Origin of the sequence: Xanthomonas sp. 1678 (genome assembly GCF_031455575.1) — a bacterium.
GTDB lineage: Bacteria > Pseudomonadota > Gammaproteobacteria > Xanthomonadales > Xanthomonadaceae > Xanthomonas_A.
On the sequence record NZ_JAVDSZ010000005.1, the window covers coordinates 126832 to 145016 of the forward strand.

The 18185-nt window shown below is 69.0% G+C and carries 14 protein-coding genes; 3 read left to right on the top strand and 11 right to left on the bottom strand.

Annotated elements, in window-relative coordinates:
* The 5 genes from J2Y70_RS11290 to J2Y70_RS11310 form a co-directional block, all read right to left on the bottom strand.
* A complete protein-coding gene (locus J2Y70_RS11290) occupies positions 1-1584 on the bottom strand; it encodes a DHA2 family efflux MFS transporter permease subunit (protein ID WP_309917301.1) in 1584 nt (527 codons plus the stop codon).
* Positions 1581-2714 carry an HlyD family secretion protein gene (locus J2Y70_RS11295; RefSeq protein WP_309917723.1) on the bottom strand — a complete coding sequence of 378 codons (1134 nt, stop codon included), beginning with the start codon at positions 2712-2714 and terminating at the stop codon, positions 1581-1583. Before J2Y70_RS11295 ends, J2Y70_RS11290 begins: the two co-directional genes overlap by 4 nt.
* Positions 2715-3466: 752 nt before the next feature.
* Positions 3467-4591, bottom strand: a complete 1125-nt coding sequence (locus tag J2Y70_RS11300) for an extracellular solute-binding protein (protein WP_309917304.1) — start codon at positions 4589-4591, stop codon at positions 3467-3469.
* 159 nt (positions 4592-4750) lie between these two features.
* Positions 4751-5875: a polyamine ABC transporter substrate-binding protein gene (locus J2Y70_RS11305; RefSeq protein WP_263394967.1), complete on the bottom strand. Its 1125-nt coding sequence runs from the start codon at positions 5873-5875 to the stop codon at positions 4751-4753.
* A 99-nt stretch (positions 5876-5974) separates the two neighbouring features.
* Positions 5975-7339: an aspartate aminotransferase family protein gene (locus tag J2Y70_RS11310; protein WP_309917308.1), complete on the bottom strand. Its 1365-nt coding sequence runs from the start codon at positions 7337-7339 to the stop codon at positions 5975-5977.
* A 199-nt stretch (positions 7340-7538) separates the two neighbouring features.
* Between J2Y70_RS11310 and J2Y70_RS11315 the strand changes: the two genes are divergently transcribed.
* Positions 7539-8129: a hypothetical protein gene (locus J2Y70_RS11315; RefSeq protein ID WP_309917311.1), complete on the top strand. Its 591-nt coding sequence runs from the start codon at positions 7539-7541 to the stop codon at positions 8127-8129.
* 47 nt (positions 8130-8176) lie between these two features.
* Here J2Y70_RS11315 and J2Y70_RS11320 read toward each other — a convergent pair whose 3' ends face one another.
* Both J2Y70_RS11320 and J2Y70_RS11325 read right to left on the bottom strand, forming a co-directional pair.
* Positions 8177-9559, bottom strand: coding sequence for a glutamine synthetase family protein (locus tag J2Y70_RS11320; RefSeq protein ID WP_309917314.1), 1383 nt, complete (start codon positions 9557-9559; stop codon positions 8177-8179).
* 14 nt (positions 9560-9573) lie between these two features.
* Positions 9574-10329, bottom strand: coding sequence for a gamma-glutamyl-gamma-aminobutyrate hydrolase family protein (locus tag J2Y70_RS11325; RefSeq protein WP_309917316.1), 756 nt, complete (start codon positions 10327-10329; stop codon positions 9574-9576).
* 267 nt (positions 10330-10596) lie between these two features.
* Here J2Y70_RS11325 and J2Y70_RS11330 point away from each other — a divergent pair, with 267 nt between their 5' ends.
* The gene (locus J2Y70_RS11330) at positions 10597-11976 is read left to right on the top strand and encodes a glutamine synthetase family protein (protein ID WP_309917319.1); all 1380 of its coding nucleotides are present in this window, start codon (positions 10597-10599) and stop codon (positions 11974-11976) included.
* Positions 11977-12177: 201 nt separating this feature from the next.
* Entirely contained in the window at positions 12178-13377 is a 1200-nt protein-coding gene (locus tag J2Y70_RS11335) for an FAD-binding oxidoreductase (protein ID WP_309917726.1), read from the top strand.
* 12 nt (positions 13378-13389) lie between these two features.
* On the opposite strand, the gene J2Y70_RS11340 is transcribed toward J2Y70_RS11335, so the two are convergent.
* The 4 genes from J2Y70_RS11340 to fdhD all read right to left on the bottom strand — a co-directional run bounded on the left by J2Y70_RS11340 (position 13390) and on the right by fdhD (position 18167).
* Positions 13390-14670, bottom strand: a complete 1281-nt coding sequence (locus tag J2Y70_RS11340; RefSeq protein WP_309917322.1) for an MFS transporter — start codon at positions 14668-14670, stop codon at positions 13390-13392.
* A 74-nt stretch (positions 14671-14744) separates the two neighbouring features.
* Positions 14745-14993 carry a hypothetical protein gene (locus tag J2Y70_RS11345; protein ID WP_309917325.1) on the bottom strand — a complete coding sequence of 83 codons (249 nt, stop codon included), beginning with the start codon at positions 14991-14993 and terminating at the stop codon, positions 14745-14747.
* Positions 14983-17331: an FdhF/YdeP family oxidoreductase gene (locus tag J2Y70_RS11350; RefSeq protein WP_309917329.1), complete on the bottom strand. Its 2349-nt coding sequence runs from the start codon at positions 17329-17331 to the stop codon at positions 14983-14985. The genes J2Y70_RS11345 and J2Y70_RS11350 overlap by 11 nt, the downstream gene beginning before the upstream one ends.
* The gene (gene fdhD, locus J2Y70_RS11355) at positions 17328-18167 is read right to left on the bottom strand and encodes a formate dehydrogenase accessory sulfurtransferase FdhD (RefSeq protein ID WP_309917332.1); all 840 of its coding nucleotides are present in this window, start codon (positions 18165-18167) and stop codon (positions 17328-17330) included. The genes J2Y70_RS11350 and fdhD overlap by 4 nt, the downstream gene beginning before the upstream one ends.
* Between the last annotated feature and the right edge of the window lie 18 nt (positions 18168-18185).

The window sequence follows — 18185 nt, forward strand, 5'->3', positions numbered from 1 at the left end:
TCAATGCATCGCGAGCGGAGCGCCGCCCTTGGGCAGCGGTTTGAGCAGGAACGCCAGCGGGATCGTGCACACCACGATCACCCCGAAGATCCAGAACAGATCGTTGTAGGTCATCACCAGCGCCTGCTGCTGCACCAGCCGCGCCAGCTGCGCCACCGACTGCATCGCCGCACCGGCGCCGGCGCTGGACTGCAGCTGCGCGGCGACGCCGTGCAGGTAGTCCTGCGCCAGCGGCGAGTTGGCGCTGGTGCCGCTGCCGATCATCTGCGTGTGGAACACCATGCGCCGCTCCTGGAAGGTGGAGATCAGCGCCAGGCCGATCGAGCCGCCCATGTTGCGCGCGGCGTTGAACAGGCCGGAGGCGTCGCCGGCCAGGTCCGGCGGCACCGAGGAGATCGCGGCCTGGTTCAGCGACATCATCGCCAGCGCCAGGCCGCAGCCCTGCAACAACTGGCCGGCCACGAAATGCATACCCACCGACTCGGCGCTGAGGCGCATGTTGACGAAGCAGGCCACGGCGAAACAGCTCAGCCCGCCGATCACCAGCATGCGCACATCCACGCGCATCAGCATCTTCGGCATCAACGGCATCAGCAGCACCGTCGGCACGCCGGACAGCAGCACCACGTAGCCGGACTGCTCGGTGTTGTAGCCGGAGATCGTGGCCAGGAACTGCGGGATCATGTACATGACCCCGAACAGGATCATGCCCACCGCCATCACCATCACGAACACCGCGCCGAAACTGCGCTGCCGCAGGATCGACAGGCGGATCACCGGTTGCCGGCTAAGGAACTGCGAGGCGCCCAGGGCGACGAAGCCGACCAGCGACACCACGCTCAGCAGCACGATCTCCGAGGATTCGAACCAGCGCTCGCGCTGGCCTTCCTCCAGCACCACGGTCAACGCGCCGAGCCCGGCGGTCAGGCCGAAGATGCCAAGCCAGTCGGCATCGAGCAGCCCGCGCAGGTTCATGCGCTCGTGCGGCAGGCCGAGCAGCAGCAGCGCCACCAGCCCGGCGCAGATCGGCACGTTGATGAAGAAAGCGTAGTGCCAGCTGACGTTCTCGGTCAGCCAGCCGCCGAGCAGCGGCCCGATCACCGGCCCCAGGATCACGGTCATGCCGAACAGCGCCGTGCCCATGGTCTGCTGCGCAGGCGGCAGGCGCGTGGCGACGATGGTCAGCGCGGTGGGGATCAGCGCGCCGCCGGCAAAGCCTTGGCCGACGCGGCCGAGAATCATCATGCTCAGGCTGCTGGACAAGCCGCACACCACCGAAAAGAAGGTGAACAGCAGCGCGCAGATCAGCAGGAAGTTGCGCAGCCCCAGGGTGCGCACGAACCAGCCGGTCAGCGGAATCATCACGATCTCGGCGACCAGGTAGGCGGTGGAGATCCAGGTGCCTTCGGTGCCGCTGGCGCCGACCTCGCCCTGGATGGTCGGCAGCGCCGCGTTGACGATGGAGATGTCCAGCGTCGCCATGAACGAGCCGATGGTGCCGGCGGCCACCGCCAGCCACGCGCCGGCGTCGGCCTTCTGCTGCGCGCCCGCGCCCGCCGCCGGGGCAGCGGCGGCCTCGTTCACGGCCGGCCCTCGCCCTGCTCGCCTTCCTGCTCGACCCGCTGCTTGGCGTCCTTGGCCGCACGCGTATCCACCGTGACCGTCACCGACATGCCCGGCACCAACACCTTGCGCGCCTCCGCGCCGGCCTTGAGCCGGATCCGCACCGGCACCCGCTGCACCACCTTGGTGAAGTTGCCGGTGGCGTTCTCCGGCGGCAGCAACGCGAACTGCGAGCCCGTGCCCGGCGCGATGCTCTCGACCACGCCATCCAGTTCGACCCCGGACAACGCATCGACCTCGATCCGCGCCGGCTGCCCGGGCCGCATCAGCCCGACCTGGGTCTCCTTGAAATTGGCGCTCAGGTACAGCGCATCGACCGGCACCACGCTCATCAAGCGGGTGCCGGCGGCGACGAACTGGCCGACCTGCACGGTCTTGTCGCCGATGCGGCCGTCGATGCGCGCGGTCAGCCGGGTGTCCTCCATCGCCACCTGCGCCTGATCGGCGTCGGCCTGCGCCTGCTGCAGCCCGGCACGGGCCTGGTCGAGCTGCGCGCCCGCGGCCTGCAACTGGCTCTCGGCGGCGGCGACCTGCGCCTTGGCCGCGTCGTACTGGGCCTGGGCGCGGTCGCGGTCGTGGACGATGCTCTCGTAGTGCTCGTGGGTATCGGCGCCGGACGCGGCCAGCGGCGCGAAGCGTCTGGCCTCGGCCTGGGCGAAGCGCAGGCTGGCCGCGGCCGCGGTGACCTGGGTGCGCGCCTGCAGCAGCGTCGCGCGCTGCGCCTGCAGGGCGGCCTCGGCGGCGGCGATGTCGGCCTGGCGCACCGCGACCACGGCCTGCGCCTGCTGCTGCGTGGCGCGATAGGTGCGCTCGTCGATCTGCAGCAGCGGCTGCCCGGCCTTGACCGTCTGGTTGTCGCCGACGAACACGCCGGTCACGTAGCCGTTGACCCGCGGCGCCACCGCCACCGCGTCGGCCTGCAGATAGGCGTTGTTGGTTTCCTGCAGGTAGCGGCCGGTGGTCAGGTAATACACCAGCCACGCGACCAGGCCGACCACGACCACCAGGCCGATCAGCAGCAGGGTCCATTTCACCTTGGGGTTCTTCAGCGGCGAGGGCTTGTCCGGCTGCTTGCCATCGTCCTGGGCCAGCGCGGCCCAGCCACCGTCCGAAGCCGCCTGCCGTTGCGTCTGCGTGGGATCTGGGTCGTGGGTGCTCAAGTCGCGGTTCCTGGGGGAGGATTGGAGGGAGCGTCACCGCAGGTGCCTGGCAGAGCACGGCCATGCACCGCACCCGCCGGCCCTCCACCAGACGGTGGCGTACGGACGACACAAGTATCTGTACCGGCGAGTCCAGATTGTGTGAATGCCGCCGATGGCGGCATTTAGGGCGCCGGCATGGGCTCCGCGGGGCACATCTACCGATCTTGCCTGCCACAGCGACCGACGACGTCCCTTCTCCCCTTGGGGGAAGGTGCCCGAAGGGCGGATGAGGGTACGGGCAAACACGCGCGCTATCCGTCATTGCGAGAGGGCTGCGAGATGGCGACAGCGTGATCTCCCAAGATCTGCAACTTCCCAGCACCGCCGTACCCTCACCCCTACCCCTCTCCCGCAGGGAGAGGGAAATCATGGCGTCGTTGCTGTACGGCAGGCTGAGCCATTGCAGGTGCGGAGGCGTCGCACAACTCCCTTCTCCCCTCGGGACCATGGCCCCCTTCTTGGGGGAAGGTGCCCGAAGGGCGGATGAGGGTACGGGCAACATGCGTGCTATCCGGTCATTGCGAGGGCTGCGAGATGGCGACAGCGTGATCTCCCCAGACCTGCAACTCTCCGGCGCGGCCGTACCCTCACCCCAACCCCTCTCCCGCAGGGAGAGGGGCCAATCATCTGCTGCGAGCCGCTCAGCGTCCCGTCTTCAGCTCCGTCCACAGCCGCGTGTACTGGCGGTCCACTTCCGGCGGCATCACCGCCAGTGCGAACAGCTTGGCCTGCACCTCCGCCGGCGGGTAGATGGTGCGGTCGCCGCTGATGGCCGCATCGATCAGCGGCAGCGACTTGGGCACCGCGTTCGGATAGCTGACGAAGTTGGTGTTGGCCGCGGCCACTTCCGGGGTCAGCAGGTAGTTGATGAACTGGTAGGCGTTCTCCGGATGCTTGGCGTCCTTGGGGATGGCCAGCATGTCGAAGAACTGCAGCGCGCCTTCCTTCGGAATCGAATAGGCGATGTGCACGCCGTTCTTGGCCTCCTCGGCGCGGTCGCGCGCCTGCAGGATGTCGCCGGACCAGCCCACCACCAGGCAGGTGCTGCCCTTGGCCAGCGCGTCGATGTACTGCGAGGAATGGAAGTTCTGGATGTAGGGGCGGATTTCCTTGAGCTTGGCCGCGGCCTTCTCGATCACCTTCGGATCGGTGCTGTTCGGGTCCTCGCCCAGGTAGTGCAGCACCGTCGGCACGATCTCCGAGGCGGTGTCGAGGAAGGTCACTCCGCAGTCCTTGAGCTTGGCCAGGTTCTCCGGCTTGAACACCAGGTCCCAGCTGTTGACCACATCGGTGGTGCCGAACGCGGCCTGGATCTTGTCGACGTTGTAGCCGATGCCGGTGGTACCCCACAGGTACGGCACCGCATAGGTGTTGCCCGGGTCCTGCTGGGCGATGCGCTGCATCATCGCCGGGTCCAGATTGGCCAGGTTCGGGATCTTGCTCTTGTCCAGCGGCAGGAACACGCCGGCCTGGATCTGCCGGCCGAGGAAACTCAACGACGGCACCACTACGTCGTAGCCGCTGCCGCCGGCCAGCAGCTTGGCCTCCAGTACCTCATTGCTGTCGAACACGTCGTAGGTGACGTGGACGCCGCTGTGCCGTTCGAAGCCGGGCACGCTGCCCTCGGCGATGTAGTCCGACCAGTTGTAGACGTTCAGTTGCTTCGCATCGCCGGCCGCATCCGTCGCGTCGCCCTGCCGGCCCGCTTCGCCGCAACCGGCCAGGCACAGCACCGCCACCATCCCCGCTATCGCTCGCCGCTTCATCGTCGTCTCCATGCCGCCCGTTGCGGGCGGCGGTTGGCGGGACGCGCACATGGCGCGCATCCCGGTGGTCCTCCCCTTCGGCGGCCGCGCGCGGCGCGGCCGTACTGCGTGCAGGCACCGCGCCGTCGCGCCGCGCCATGGACCACGGACGCGACCGGCTCAGCGGCCGGTCTTGATCTCCGTCCACAGGCGGGTGTACAGCTTGTCCACCTCCGGCGGGTTGATCGCATAGGTGAACATCTTCGCCGCCACCTCCGGCGGCGGATAGATGGTCGGGTCGTTGCGGATCGCCGCATCCACCAGCGGCGTCGCCTTCGGCACCGGGTTGGCGTAGTGGATGAAGTCGCTGTTGGCCGCGGCCACCTCGGGGGTCAACAGGTAGTTGATGAACTTGTAGGCGTTCTCCGGATGCTTGGCATCCTTCGGGATCGCCAGCATGTCGAACCACTGCGGCGCGCCTTCCTTGGGAATCGAATAGGCCACATGCACGCCGTTCTTGGCTTCCTCGGCGCGGTCGCGCGCCTGGATGATGTCGCCCGACCAGCCCACCGCCAGGCAGGTGCTGCCGTTGGCCAGCGAGGTCACGTATTGCGAGGAGTGGAAGTTCTGCACGTACGGGCGGATGCTCTTGATCAGCGCCGCGGCCTTCTCGATCTTGGCGGTGTCGGTGCTGTGCGGATCCTCGCCCTGGTAGTGCAGCGCGATCGGGATCAGGTCCGACGGGGTATCGAGGATGGTGACGCCGCAGTCCTTGAGCTTGGCGATGTTCTCCGGCTTGAACACCAGGTCCCAGCTGTTGGCGATGTCGGTGCTACCGAACGCGGCCTTGACCTTGTCCACGTTGTAGCCAATGCCGGTGGTGCCGACCATGTACGGCACGCCGTACTTGTTGCCGGGATCCTGCTGCGCGATGCGCTGCATGATTTCCGGGTCCAGGTTGGCCAGGTTCGGGATCTTGCTCTTGTCCAGCGGCAGGAACACGCCGGCCTGGATCTGCCGGCCGAAGAAGTTCAGTGTCGGCACCACCACGTCGTAGCCGCTGCCGCCGGCCAGCAGCTTGGTCTCGACCATCTCGTCGCTGTCGAACACGTCGTAGGTGACCTTGACCCCGCTGGCCTTCTCGAACTCGGGGATGGTGTTCTCGGCGATGTAGTCCGAGTAGTTGTAGACGTTGAGCACCTGGTCTTCGCCCGCCGCGGGCTTGCCGCCCTCCCCGCCGCCGGAACCGCCACAGGAGGCGAGCAGCGCCGCAGAAAGGGAAAGAGTGAGCAGTCGCAGCTTCATTGCAGGTCTCCGCAGGTCCGTGGGGAAGATCGGAAGATACACGCCGCGGCGCCGCGCGGCCGAGTCAGGGGCTGACGGCCCAGACTAACCAGCGCCGGCCTATTTGCCCAGCGCCTGCGCGGTGTCCTCCAGCGCCAGCCAGGCCTTGTCGAACAGTTCGTCGACCTGGGCGCGGCTGAGGATCAGCGGCGGCGACAGCAGCATCGCATCGTTGGTCGCGCGCAGGATCAGGCCGCGGCGCAGCGCGTGGTCGCGGCACAGCGCGCCGACCTTGCCGCGGTCGGGAAAATAGTGCCGGCGCGGCTTGTCCGGGACCAGCTCGAGCGCGCCGATCATGCCGACGATGCGCGCCTCGCCCACCAGCCGGTGCTCGCCCAGCTCGGCCCAGCGCTGCGCCAGGTACGGCGCGATCTCGTCGCGCGCGCGGGCGACGATGCCCTCGTCCTGCAGCAGGCGCAGGTTCTCCAGCGCCACCGCCGCGCACACCGGATGCCCCGAATAGGTGCAACCGTGCGCCAGCTCGCCCCCCTGCTCCTTCAGCACCGTCGCCACGCGCTTGCCGAACATCGCCGCGCCGAGCGGGATGTAGCCGGAGGTGATGCCCTTGGCGATGGTCATCACGTCTGGCTGGAAACCGAAATGCTGCGCGCCGAACCATTCGCCGGTGCGGCCGAAACCGCAGATCACTTCGTCGGCGACCAGCAGCACGTCGTAGCGGCGGCAGATGCGCTCGATCTCCGGCCAGTAGCTGCGCGGCGGGACGTAGACGCCGATCGCGCCCATGATCGGCTCGCCGATGAACGCGGCCACGCGCTGCGGCCCCAGCTCCAGGATCTTGTCCTCGAGCCGGCGCGCGGCCAGCAGGCCGTATTCCTCCGGATCCAGATCGCCGCCGTCGCCGAATGGGTACGGCGGGTCGATATGGTGGATGTCGGGAATGGGCAGCCCGCCCTGGCGGTGCATGCCCTTCATGCCGCCGAGGCTGGCGCCGGCCATGGTGGTGCCGTGGTAGCCGTCGTGGCGGCCGATGAAGATGCTCTTCTGCGGCTGGTCCTGCACGGCCCAGAAGTGCCTTACCAGGCGCAGGATGGTGTCGTTGGCCTCGGAGCCGGAGTTGGTGAAGAAGGCATGGTCGAGGTCGCCGGGGGTGAGTTCGGCGAGTTTGGCGGCCAGGCGGATGGTGGGTTCGGTGGTGCACTGGAAGAAGCTGTTGTAGTACGCCAGCTGTTCCATCTGCCGCGCGGCGGCCTGGCCCAACTCCTTGCGTCCGTAGCCGACGTTGACGCACCACAGCCCGGCGAAGGCGTCGAGCAGCTTGTTGCCGTCGGCGTCCCAGACGTAGGCGCCGTCGCCGCGGGTGAGGATGCGCGTGCCTTTCTGGGCCAACGCGGCGTTGTCGTTGAACGGGTGCAGGTGATGCGCCGCATCCAGGTCCTGCAGGGCCCGCGTGTCTATCCGATCCATGTCCACTCCGTGCTCGTGGTTGTACCTGTTGCTACCGCTGTTGTTATGGCCGTTGCTGCTGTTCTTGCTGCTCTTGTTCTTGCTGCTCTGTTCTTGCTGCTCTTGTTCTTGCTGTTCCTGCTCTTGCTGTCGCTTTGGCTTTGGCTGTTGCCTTTGCAATTGCTTTTGACTTACCGGGTTCCCTTCCGCAGCGGCGGCCATGGCGGGGAAAAACCCCGAAGGGGCGGCGCACAAGGATGTGCGCCGTTCGCGGCAGGGGCAGGATGCCCCTTCCGCGAATCCCCGCTATGGACGCGGACCCGGAGCGCGCAGCGCGGAGGGCGCTAGGCAGGGCGCGCTTTCTTTTGGTTACTTTTCTTTGCGCGAGCAAAGAAAAGTGACTCGCCCCAAGGCGAAAGCCTTTGCCTTTGCCTTTGCTTGCAAGCCTGAACAACAACATGAGCATACGAAGCAGGAGCAGGAGCAGGAGCAGGAGCAAAGCTTCCGCTGCGCGGGTCACTTTTCTTTGCTTGTGCAAAGAAAAGTAACCAAAAGAAAGCACACCCTGCCTCCGCGCCCTCCGCGCTGCGCGCTCCGGGTCCGCGAACCAGACGGGATCCGCGGAAGGGGCATCCTGCCCCTACCGCGGACGGCGCACATCCATGTGCGCCGCCCTTCGGGTTTTTCCCGCCTGGTTCGCCGCTACGGAAGGGAACCCGGTAAGGCAAAAGCTAAAGCGACAGCCAATCCAAGCCAAAGCCACAGCCGGGCAACAACAACAACAACAGCAACAGCAACAGCAAAGTCCTAAGAGGGTTTACCGCTCATAGCTGCTCCGTCACAAGACGGATGGCCACCTCACACGTTGAGCAGCAGGAACTCCCGTTCCCACGAACTGATCACCCGGAAGAACGTCTCGTATTCCTTGCGCTTGACCGAAATGTAGGCGCGCACGAAGCGCGGCCCCAGCATCTCCTGCAGCGGCACGCACCGCTCCAGCTCGTCCAGCGCCTCGCCCAGCGAACGCGGCAACTGATAGCCCATCTCCTTGCCGTTGCCGCTGATCGGCTCGGTCGGCTCCAGCTTCTCGCGGATGCCCAGCAATCCGCAGGCCAGCGTCGCCGCCATCGCCAGATACGGATTGGCGTCCGAACCGGCGAAACGGCTCTCCACCCGCATGTTCTCGATCGTGTCGATCGGCACCCGCAGCCCGCAGGTGCGGTTGTCGAATCCCCACAGCACGTTGCTCGGCGACACCTCGCCGAACATCAGCCGGCGGTAGGAGTTGACGTTCGGCGCCAGCAGCGCCATCGCCATCGGCACGTACTTCTGCAACCCGGCCAGGTAGTGCGCGAAGGTGCGGCTGTACTCGCCGGCGCGGCGGCCGCTGAACACGTTCTTGCCGTTCTTATCGACCAGGCTCTGGTGGATGTGCATCGCACTGCCCGGCTCGTTCTCCATCGGCTTGGCCAGGAAGGTGGCGTAGACGCCGTGGCGCATCGCCGCCTCGCGCATCGTGCGCTTGAACAGGAACACCTGGTCGGCGCGCGACAGCGCGTCGGAATGGGTGAAGTTGACCTCCAGCTGCGCCGCGCCGGATTCGTGGATCAAGGTGTCCACGTCCAGCTCCATCGCGTCGCAGTAGTCGTACATCAGGTCCAGGATCGGGTCGAACTCGTTGACCGCGTCGATCGAGTACGACTGCCGCGCCGTCTCCGGCCGCCCCGAGCGGCCGGCCGGCGGCAGCAGCGGGAAGTCCGGATCGGTGTTCTTCTGCACCAGGAAGAATTCCAGCTCCGGGGCGACCACGGGCTTCAGGCCGAGCTCCGCATACGCCTGCAGCACGCCGCGCAGCACGTTGCGCGGCGCCAGGTCGTGCGGTTGGCCGTCCTTGGTGTAGCAGTCATGGATCACCTGCGCGGTGGGGTCGGTGGCCCACGGCACCATCCGCACCGTGTCCGGATCCGGGCGCAGCTGCATGTCCGAATCCGACGGCGAGGTCAGGTCGTAGTAGTCGTCCGGATACTCGCCGGTGACGGTGGTGGCGAAGATGCCCTCGGGCAGGCGCGTGCCGTAGTCGTGCGAGAACTTGGCCGCGGGAATGATCTTGCCGCGCGCGTTGCCGGTGATGTCCGGCACCAGGCACTCGACCTCGGTGATGTGGCGGTCCTTCAGCCAGCGGCGCAGCGAGCTCTCCTGCTGTTCGGGGGTGTTCTTGCGGGAACGCGGTCGGCTGGCCATGGGGGAATATCGATTCAGTGCGTGCGGCGAGCCGCGTAGTGGCGACAGGCATCGCCGAAGGATTGGAAGATGCCGAGATAGAACGGGTCGTCGAGGACACGCCATTCCGGGTGCCACTGTACGCCCAGCAGGAAGCCCGGACCGACGCCGCGGAACGCCTCGATCAGCCCGTCCGGCGCCAGCGCCTCCACGATGAGGTCGCCGCCGAGCCGGGCCACGCCCTGCCCGTGCAGCGAATTGACCCGCGCACGCGTACTGCCGGCGATCTCCGCCAGCCAGCCGCCCTCGCTCAGGATCACGTCGTGCGCCGGCGCGTACTGCAGCTCCAGCGCCGCCTGGTTGTCTTCGCGATGATCGGACAGCCCCGACACCGCGTGCACTTTCTGGTGCAGGGTGCCGCCCAGGGCGACGTTGACTTCCTGGAAACCGCGGCAGATCGCCAGGATCGGCAGGCCGAGCGAGATCGCCTGCGGGATCAGGTCCAGCGTATTGGCGTCGCGTGCCGGATCGTGCGGATTGCCGAGCCAGCTCGGCTCGTCGCTGTAGTGGTGCGGTTCGATGTTGCTGATCGCGCCGGTCAGCAGCAGGCCGTCCAGCCGCGCCAGCCAGTCGCGCGCCGCGACCGGCGGCTGCAGCGACGGCAGCAGCACCGGGGTCACCCCGGCGCCGTCGACGGCCGCGCGCAGATACTTTTCCCCAGCGACCAGGAACGGATGCTGGCCGATGAGCTTGCGATCGGTCGGCAGGCCGACCAGGGGCGATACGGCCATGCGAAGAACTCGTGTGGCGTGGCCGCAAGTTACCCCGGGCGTTTTATTTTTACAACACGCGGCCTCGGCGTGCGGTTGGCACCAGATTGCGTGGCGCGGTCGCCCGCACACGCCATAGCGCTGTTTATTACAGTGCATGCGCTACTCAGGACAGCAAACGCGCGGACCCGACGCCATCCTGCGCTTCCGCCCGACACTCCGCCTGTTGAGTATTCTTGACGCGCGCATGGCTCTGCTAAGCTCGCCACACTCCCGCAGGCCGCCGCCATGACCCGCACGCACGACGCTCCGCACCTGCCCCCGGACGACGCCCAGACCCTGCAGCGCATCCCCGGCTGCGAACAGATCGACCTGCTGCTGCCGGACGGCAACGGCCTGCTGCGTGGCAAGCGCATCACCCGCGACGCGCTGGACAAGGTCTATCGCGACGGGGTGTGCCTGCCGATGTCGCTGATCGCCACCGACATCACCGGCAATACGGTGGAGGAGACCGGCCTGGGCTACGACATCGGCGACGAGGACCGGCTGTGCTTCCCGATCCCCGGCACGCTGCAGCCGGTGCCGTGGGCGCCGGTGCCGTCGGCGCAGCTGCTGCTGGCGATGCAAGACGACGCTGGCAGCCCGCTGGAGTTCGCCCCGCGCGAAGTGCTGGCGCGGGTGCTGGCGCGGCTGCGCGCGCGCGGGCTGACCCCGGTGATCGCGGTGGAGCTGGAGTTCTACCTGTTCGATCCGCGCGCCGACGCGCACGGCCGGCCGCAACCGCCGCTGCAGGCACAGACCGGGCTGCGCAACGACAGCACCCAGGTCTACTACATGCAGGAACTGGACGACCAGCGCGGCTTCACCGACGCGGTCGCGCAGGCCTGCCGCGCGCAGGGCATCCCCGCCGATACCGCGGTCGCCGAGTACGCGCCCGGCCAGTTCGAAATCAACCTCAAACACCGCGGCGACGCCCTGGCCGCCTGCGACGACGCGGTGCTGCTGAAGCGCGCGATCAAGGCGATCGCGCAGCAGCAGGACCTGCTCGCCAGCTTCATGGCCAAGCCGTTCGCGGCGCAGTCCGGCAGCGGCCTGCACCTGCACGTGAGCCTGCTCGACGCGGCCGGCGCCAACGTCTTCGCCGGCACCGTGCAGGCGCCGGCCGACGCGCTGCGCCATGCCATCGGCGGCCTGCAGCGCAGCGCCGACGACTGCCTGCTGCTGTTCGCCCCGCACGCCAACAGCTACCGCCGCTTCGTGCCCAATGCGTTCGTGCCGCTCAACGACAGTTGGGGCTTCAACAACCGCACCGTGGCGATGCGCGTGCCGCACAGCGACCCGGCCAACACCCGCATCGAACACCGCATCGCCGGCGCCGACGCCAATCCCTACCTGGTCGCCGCGGCGGTGCTGGCCGGCATCGAACACGGCCTGCAGCACGGTTTCGACCCCGGCCCGCCGGTGCAGGGCAACGCCTACGAACAGACCGACATCCGCCATCCGGACTGGCGCGGCGCGATCGCCGGATTCCTCGGCAGCGACTTCGTCGCCGACCAGTTCGGCCCCCGCTTCCGCCACGTCTACGGCCAGCAGAAGCGGCGCGAGATGCTGGATTTCCATGCGCAGGTGAGCGATCTGGATTATCGGTGGTATTTGCGGACAGTGTGAGTGTCGAGCCGGGACCGGGGACCAGGGACCGGGGACCCGGAAAAGCCAAGAGCCGAGAACCCGAGCATCATGTCCGATCGTCACGATGAGTTGCAGCGCGCGTCCAGCCCCCCGGGTCCCCGGTCCCCGGTCCCCGGTCCCGACAACTGGTACGCCACCAGCGCCACGCCGCTCCCGCCGCAGCCGCCGCTGCGCGGCCAGGTGCGCGCCGACGTGTGCATCCTCGGCGCCGGCTATACCGGGCTGAGCGCGGCGCTGGCGCTGGCCGAGGCCGGCTATCAGGTCGCGATCGTGGAAGCGCAGCGGGTCGGCTGGGGGGCGTCCGGGCGCAATGGCGGCCAGGCCATCGTCGGCTACGGCTGCGAGCAGCACACGCTGGAGGCGCTGCTCGGCAGCGCGGAGGCGCGGCTGCTGTTCGACTTCTCGCGCGACGGCATGCAGCTGCTGCGCAGCCGCATCCAGCGTCATGCCATCGCCTGCGACTGGCGCGACGGCCATGCGCACGTGGCGATCAAGCCGCGCCAGGTGCGCGCGCTGCAGGCCGGCATCGTCGAGATGGCGCAGCGATACGACTATCCGCTGCAGTGGTGGGATCGCGCGCAGTTGCGCGAGCAGCTGCGCAGCGAGCGCTACCTGGGCGCGATGTACGACCCGGCCAGCGGCCATCTGCACCCGCTCGAGTACGCGCGCGGGCTGGCGCGCGCGGCGCTGGCCGCCGGCGTGCGCATCTACGAGCAGTCGCCGGTGACCGCGCTGGTGCGCGGCGCGCGGCCGATCCTGCGCAGCGCGCACGGCGAGGTGCAGGCCGAGTTCGCGGTGCTGGCCGGCAACGCCTGGCTGCGCGGCATCGCGCCGGAACTGGAGTCGCGGATCATGCCGGTCGGCACCTACATCGGCGCCAGCGCGCCGCTGGGCGCGGCGCTGGCGCGCGAGCTGATCGGCAACGACATGGCGGTGGCCGACGTGAACTGGGCGCTGGACTATTTCCGCCTCAGCCGCGACCACCGCCTGCTGTTCGGCGGCCGCGCCAGCTATTCGTCGTTGCCGCCGCCGGGCCTGCGCGGGGTCATGACCCGGCGCATGCGCCGGGTATTCCCGCAGTTGCGCGAGGTCGAACTGGACTACGTGTGGGGCGGCTATGTCGACATCACCCGCAACCGCGCCCCGCACTGGGGCCGGCTGACCCCGAACGTCTACTTCGCGCAGGGCTTCTCCGGCCACGGCGTGGCCGCCACCGGCCTGGCCGGCGAGGTCATCGCCTCCGCCATCGCCGGACAGGCGCAACGCCTGGACCTGTTCGCCAGGATCCCGCACGCGCCGTTTCCCGGCGGGCGCCTGTTGCGCACCCCGCTGCTGGTGGCGGCGATGTCCTGGTACAAGCTGCGCGACGCGCTGTGGTGAGTGCGCCGCGGCTCAGCGGCGCGCGGCGCGGATCGCCACCAGCGCAAGCAGGGTCAGCAGCGCCGCGGCGCTGAGGTAGTAGCCCACCCACTGCAGCCCGTAGTGCTGGGCCAGCCAGCTGGCCACGTACGGCGCCGGCGCCGCGCCGATGATGCCGGCCAGGTTGAACGACAGCGAGGCGCCGGTGTAGCGCACCGGCACCGGGTACAGCTCGGCCAGCAAGGTGCCGCACGGGCCGTAGGTCAGGCCCATGAAGAAGAACCCCAGCGACAGGAACGCCAGCACCTGCCACGGCTGCCCGGCCTGAAACAGCGGCGCGAAGCCCAGCCCGAACAGGACGATGGCGACGCTGGCCACGATCATCGCCAGGCGCGTGCCGCGGCGGTCGCCGAAATGCGCCGACAGCGGGATGCCGGCGGCGAAGAACAGGATGCCGACCATCTGCAGCAACAGGAACTGCTCGCGGCTGTAGCCCAGCGCCGAAGTGCCGTAGCCCAGCGCGAACACGGTCATCAGGTAGAACAGCACGAAGGTGGCGAACACCCCGAGCGTGCCCAGCAGCATCGCCCCGGTATGCCGCGACAGCACCGTCCACATCGGCAGCCGCACCCGCTCGTTGCGGTCCAGCGCGCGCTGGAAGTCCGGCGTCTCGTGGATGCGCAGGCGCACCCACAGCCCGGTCACCACCAGCAGCGAACTGGCCACGAACGGAATGCGCCAGCCCCACTGCATGAACTGCGCATCGTCGAGCAGCGCGCCGAGCAGCAGGAAGATGCCCGAGCACAGCAGGAAGCCCAGCGGCGCGCCCAGTTGCGGGAACATGCCGTACCAGGCGCGCTTGCCCGGCGGCGCGTTCTCGGTCGCCAGCAGCACCGCCCCGCCCCATTCCCCGCCCAGTCCCAGGCCCTGGCCGAAGCGGCACAGCACCAGCAGCGCCGGCGCCCACATGCCGATGCGGGCGTAGCTGGGCAGCAACCCGATCAGCACCGTCGACAGGCCCATGGTCAGCAGCGCCGCCACCAGCGTGGCCTTGCGCCCGACGCGGTCGCCGAAATGGCCGAACAGCGCCGAGCCCAGCGGCCGCGCGACGAAGGCCACGGCGAAGGTCGCCAGCGACTGCAGCCGTGCCGCGTCGGCGTCGCCGGCGGGGAAGAACAGGGTCGGGAACACCAGCACCGCGGCGGTGGCGTAGATGTAGAAATCGAAGAACTCGATGGTGGTGCCGACCAGGCTGGCCAGCAGCACGCGGCGCGGCGAATTGAGGGGCGAAACGGGCAGCGCGGCAGCGGTCATGGCGGCGGGATCGACGGGAAACCGCCCGATTCTGGCAGATCGGCCAAGGCCACGCAGCGCGATGTGGCCTGCGCTCAGTGCGGCAGTTGCGCGCGGCCGGCGGCGGTCAGCACCGCGACCTCGCGCTCGCCGCGCGTCTCCACCCGGATCCAGCCCGGCCCGGGGCGTCCGTCCAGGTTGGCTTCGCCCAGCCAGGCCAGGGTGCGCAGCAGCACGCTCATGCGCACGCCGATGCGCTTGCACAGCCGCGCGAGGGCGATGCCTTCCGGCTCCGGCGCCAGCGCCTCGAGCAGCGCCCGGGTCAGCGCCGGATCAGCGGACAAGCGCCACGCCGATGTCGCGCGGCGCCGCGTCGGCGGCCTCGGCCAGGTGCGGCGTCACCACCACCGGGATCGACTTGGAGGTCGGCGTGCGCGCCTCGTCGGCGAAGCTGGACAGCGGCACCAGGCCGTTGGTCTCCGGGTAGTAGGCCGCCAGGCAGCCGCGCGGGATGTTGTACTCCACCAGCAGGAAGCGCTTGGCATGGCGCTGCACGCCGTCCTCGCCGAGGCTTTCCAGGTCGACCCAGGCGCCGGCCTGCAGGCCCAGGTCGGCGATGTCGGCGGCATTGATGAACAGCACCCGGCGCTCGCCGAACACGCCGCGATAGCGGTCGTCCAGGCCGTAGATGGTGGTGTTGTACTGGTCGTGCGAACGCGTGGTGGCCAGGGTGAACACCGGCTGCTCGGGACGCTGGCGGCGCGCGCGGTGGATCGGGTTGTCGGTCGGCACCGGGTGCGCCTTGAACACCGCGCGGCCTTCCGGCGTCTCCCACACGCGGTCGCGCGCGGTGTTGGACAAGCGGAAGCCGCCGGGCACGCGCACCCGCGCGTTGAAATCGGCGAAGTCCACGAACACCTGCGCGATCAGGTCGCGGATGCGGTCGTAGTCGGCGACCAGCCAGCGCCAGCGGATCGCGCTGCGCGTGCCGAGCGTGGCTTCGGCCAGGCGCGCGACGATCGCCGGCTCCGACAGCAGCTCCGGCGAGGCCGGCGGATTGATGCCGGCCGACAGGTGCACCATGCTCATCGAGTCCTCGACGGTGACGCCCTGCGGCCCGGCCTCCTGGATGTCAATCTCGGTGCGGCCCAGGCACGGCAGGATCAGCGCGTCGCGGCCGTGCACCAGGTGGCTGCGGTTGAGCTTGGTGGTCACGTGCACGGTGAGGTCGCAGCGGCGCAGCGCGCGGTGCGTGGCCTCGGTGTCGGGGGTGGCGGTGGCGAAATTGCCGCCCATGCCGAAGAAGGTCTTGGCGCGGCCGTCGAGCATCGCCTCGATCGCGCCGACCGTGTCGAAGCCGGGCGCGCGCGGCGGATCGAAGCCGAACACCGCCTGCAACCGGTCCAGGAACGCCTCCGGCGGCTTCTCGTAGATCATCATCGTGCGGTCGCCCTGCACGTTGCTGTGGCCGCGCACCGGACAGGCGCCGGCGCCGGGGCGGCCGAGATGGCCGCGCAGCAGCAGCAGGTTGGCGATCATGTGGATCGTCGCCACCGAGTGCTTGTGCTGGGTGATGCCCATGCCCCAGCAGGCGATCAGCCGCTCCGATTTCAGGTAGATCTCGCCGGCGTGGCGCAGTTCGGCCTCGCTCAGCCCGGATTCCTCGACGATGACCGACCACGGCTCGGCGATCACGTCGGCGGCGAAGGCGTCGAAGTTGGCGGTGTGCTGGCCGATGAATTCCAGGTCCAGCAGCCGCGGCCGCGCCGCGCGCGCCGCTTCGGCGTCGCGCTCCAGCACGTGCTTGATGATGCCCTTGACCGCGGCCAGGTCGCCGCCGATCTTCAGCTGGAAATAGTCCGAGGAAATCCGCGTGGAGCCGTTGTGCAGCATCTGCAGCTTGTCCTGCGGATCGGCGAACTTCTCCAGGCCGCGCTCGCGCAGCGGATTGAACGACACGATCGCGGCGCCGCGCTTGGCCGCCTGGCGCAGCTCGCCGAGCATGCGCGGATGGTTGGTGCCCGGGTTCTGGCCGAAGATGAAGATCGCATCGGCCAGTTCGAAGTCGTGCAGCGACACGGTGCCCTTGCCCACGCCGATCTGCGCCTTCAGCGCGGTGCCGGACGGCTCGTGGCACATGTTCGAGCAGTCGGGGAAGTTGTTGGTGCCGAACTCGCGCACGAACAGCTGGTACAGGAACGCGGCCTCGTTGCTGGTGCGCCCGGAGGTGTAGAAGATCGCCTGGTCCGGCGAGGCCAGGCCGTTGAGGTGGCCGGCGATCAGCGCGAACGCGTCGTCCCAGCTCACCGGCAGGTAGTGGTCGCTGGCGCTGTCGTAGCGCAGCGGATGGGTCAGCCGGCCCTGCCCTTCCAGCCAGTAGTCGCTGTACTTGGCCAGCTGCGCGACGCTGTGCTGCGCGAACAGTTCCGGTGTGGCGCGGCGCGCGGTGGATTCGGCGGCCACCGCCTTGGCGCCGTTCTCGCAGAACTCGAAGGTCGAGGTGTGGTCGCGGTCGGGCCAGGCGCAGCCGGGGCAGTCGAAGCCGTCGGGCTGGTTGACGTGCAGCAGGGTCTTGGAGCCCTGCACCGCCACGTCCTGCTGCATCAGGTGCTTGGCGACGGCGCGCAGCGCGCCCCAGCCGCCGGCCGGTTGCGTGTAGGGCTGGATGGTTTTCTTGCTCATGCGGGCTCTCCGGCGTGCTCGGCCTGGGTCAGGCGCTGCGGATGGCTGTAGACGACGTAATCGTGGTCGCGGGCGAAACCGATCAGGGTCAGGCCGGCGCTGTCGGCCAGCGCGATCGCCAGCGCGGTGGGTGCGGAAATGGCGGCCAGCAACGGGATACCGGCCTGCGCGGCCTTCATCGCCATCTCGTAGCTGGCGCGGCTGGTGACCACGGCGAAGCCGCCGGCCGGATCGATGCCGGCGCTCGCCAGCGCGCCGATCAGCTTGTCCAGCGCGTTGTGGCGGCCGACGTCCTCGCGCGCCAGCTGCACGCCGCCATCGGCGGCGGCCCAGGCGGCGGCGTGGGTGGCGCCGGTGATCGCATTGAGCGTCTGCCGCTGGCGCAGCTCGCGCAGCGCACGCGCCAGCGCCGCCGGCGCGATCGCGGTGCCGGCCGGCAGCGGCCGCGGCGCGCGCAGCACCGCCTCGATCGATTCGCTGCCGCAGACCCCGCAGCCGCTGCGGCCCTGCAGATTGCGGCGCCGCGCCTGCAAGGCCGCGGCATGCGCCGGCGGAATCTGCAGTTGCAGCGAGACCCCTTCCAGAAACGTGTCGACGCTGGCGATATGCAGCTGCGCCGGGTCCTCGACGATGCCCTCGCTGAGCGAGAAGCCCAGCGCGAAGTCGTGCAGGTCTTCCGGGGTGGCCATCATCACCACGAACGGCTCGCCGTTGTAGGCGAACGCCACCGGGACCTCGGCCGCCACCAGATCCTGGGTCACGGCGGTCCGTCCGTCGCGATGGCGGCGCACGCCGCGCGCGACGGCGCCGGGCCGGGAAGACGCACGCGAGTACATGGTGACGCCCCCCTTTCG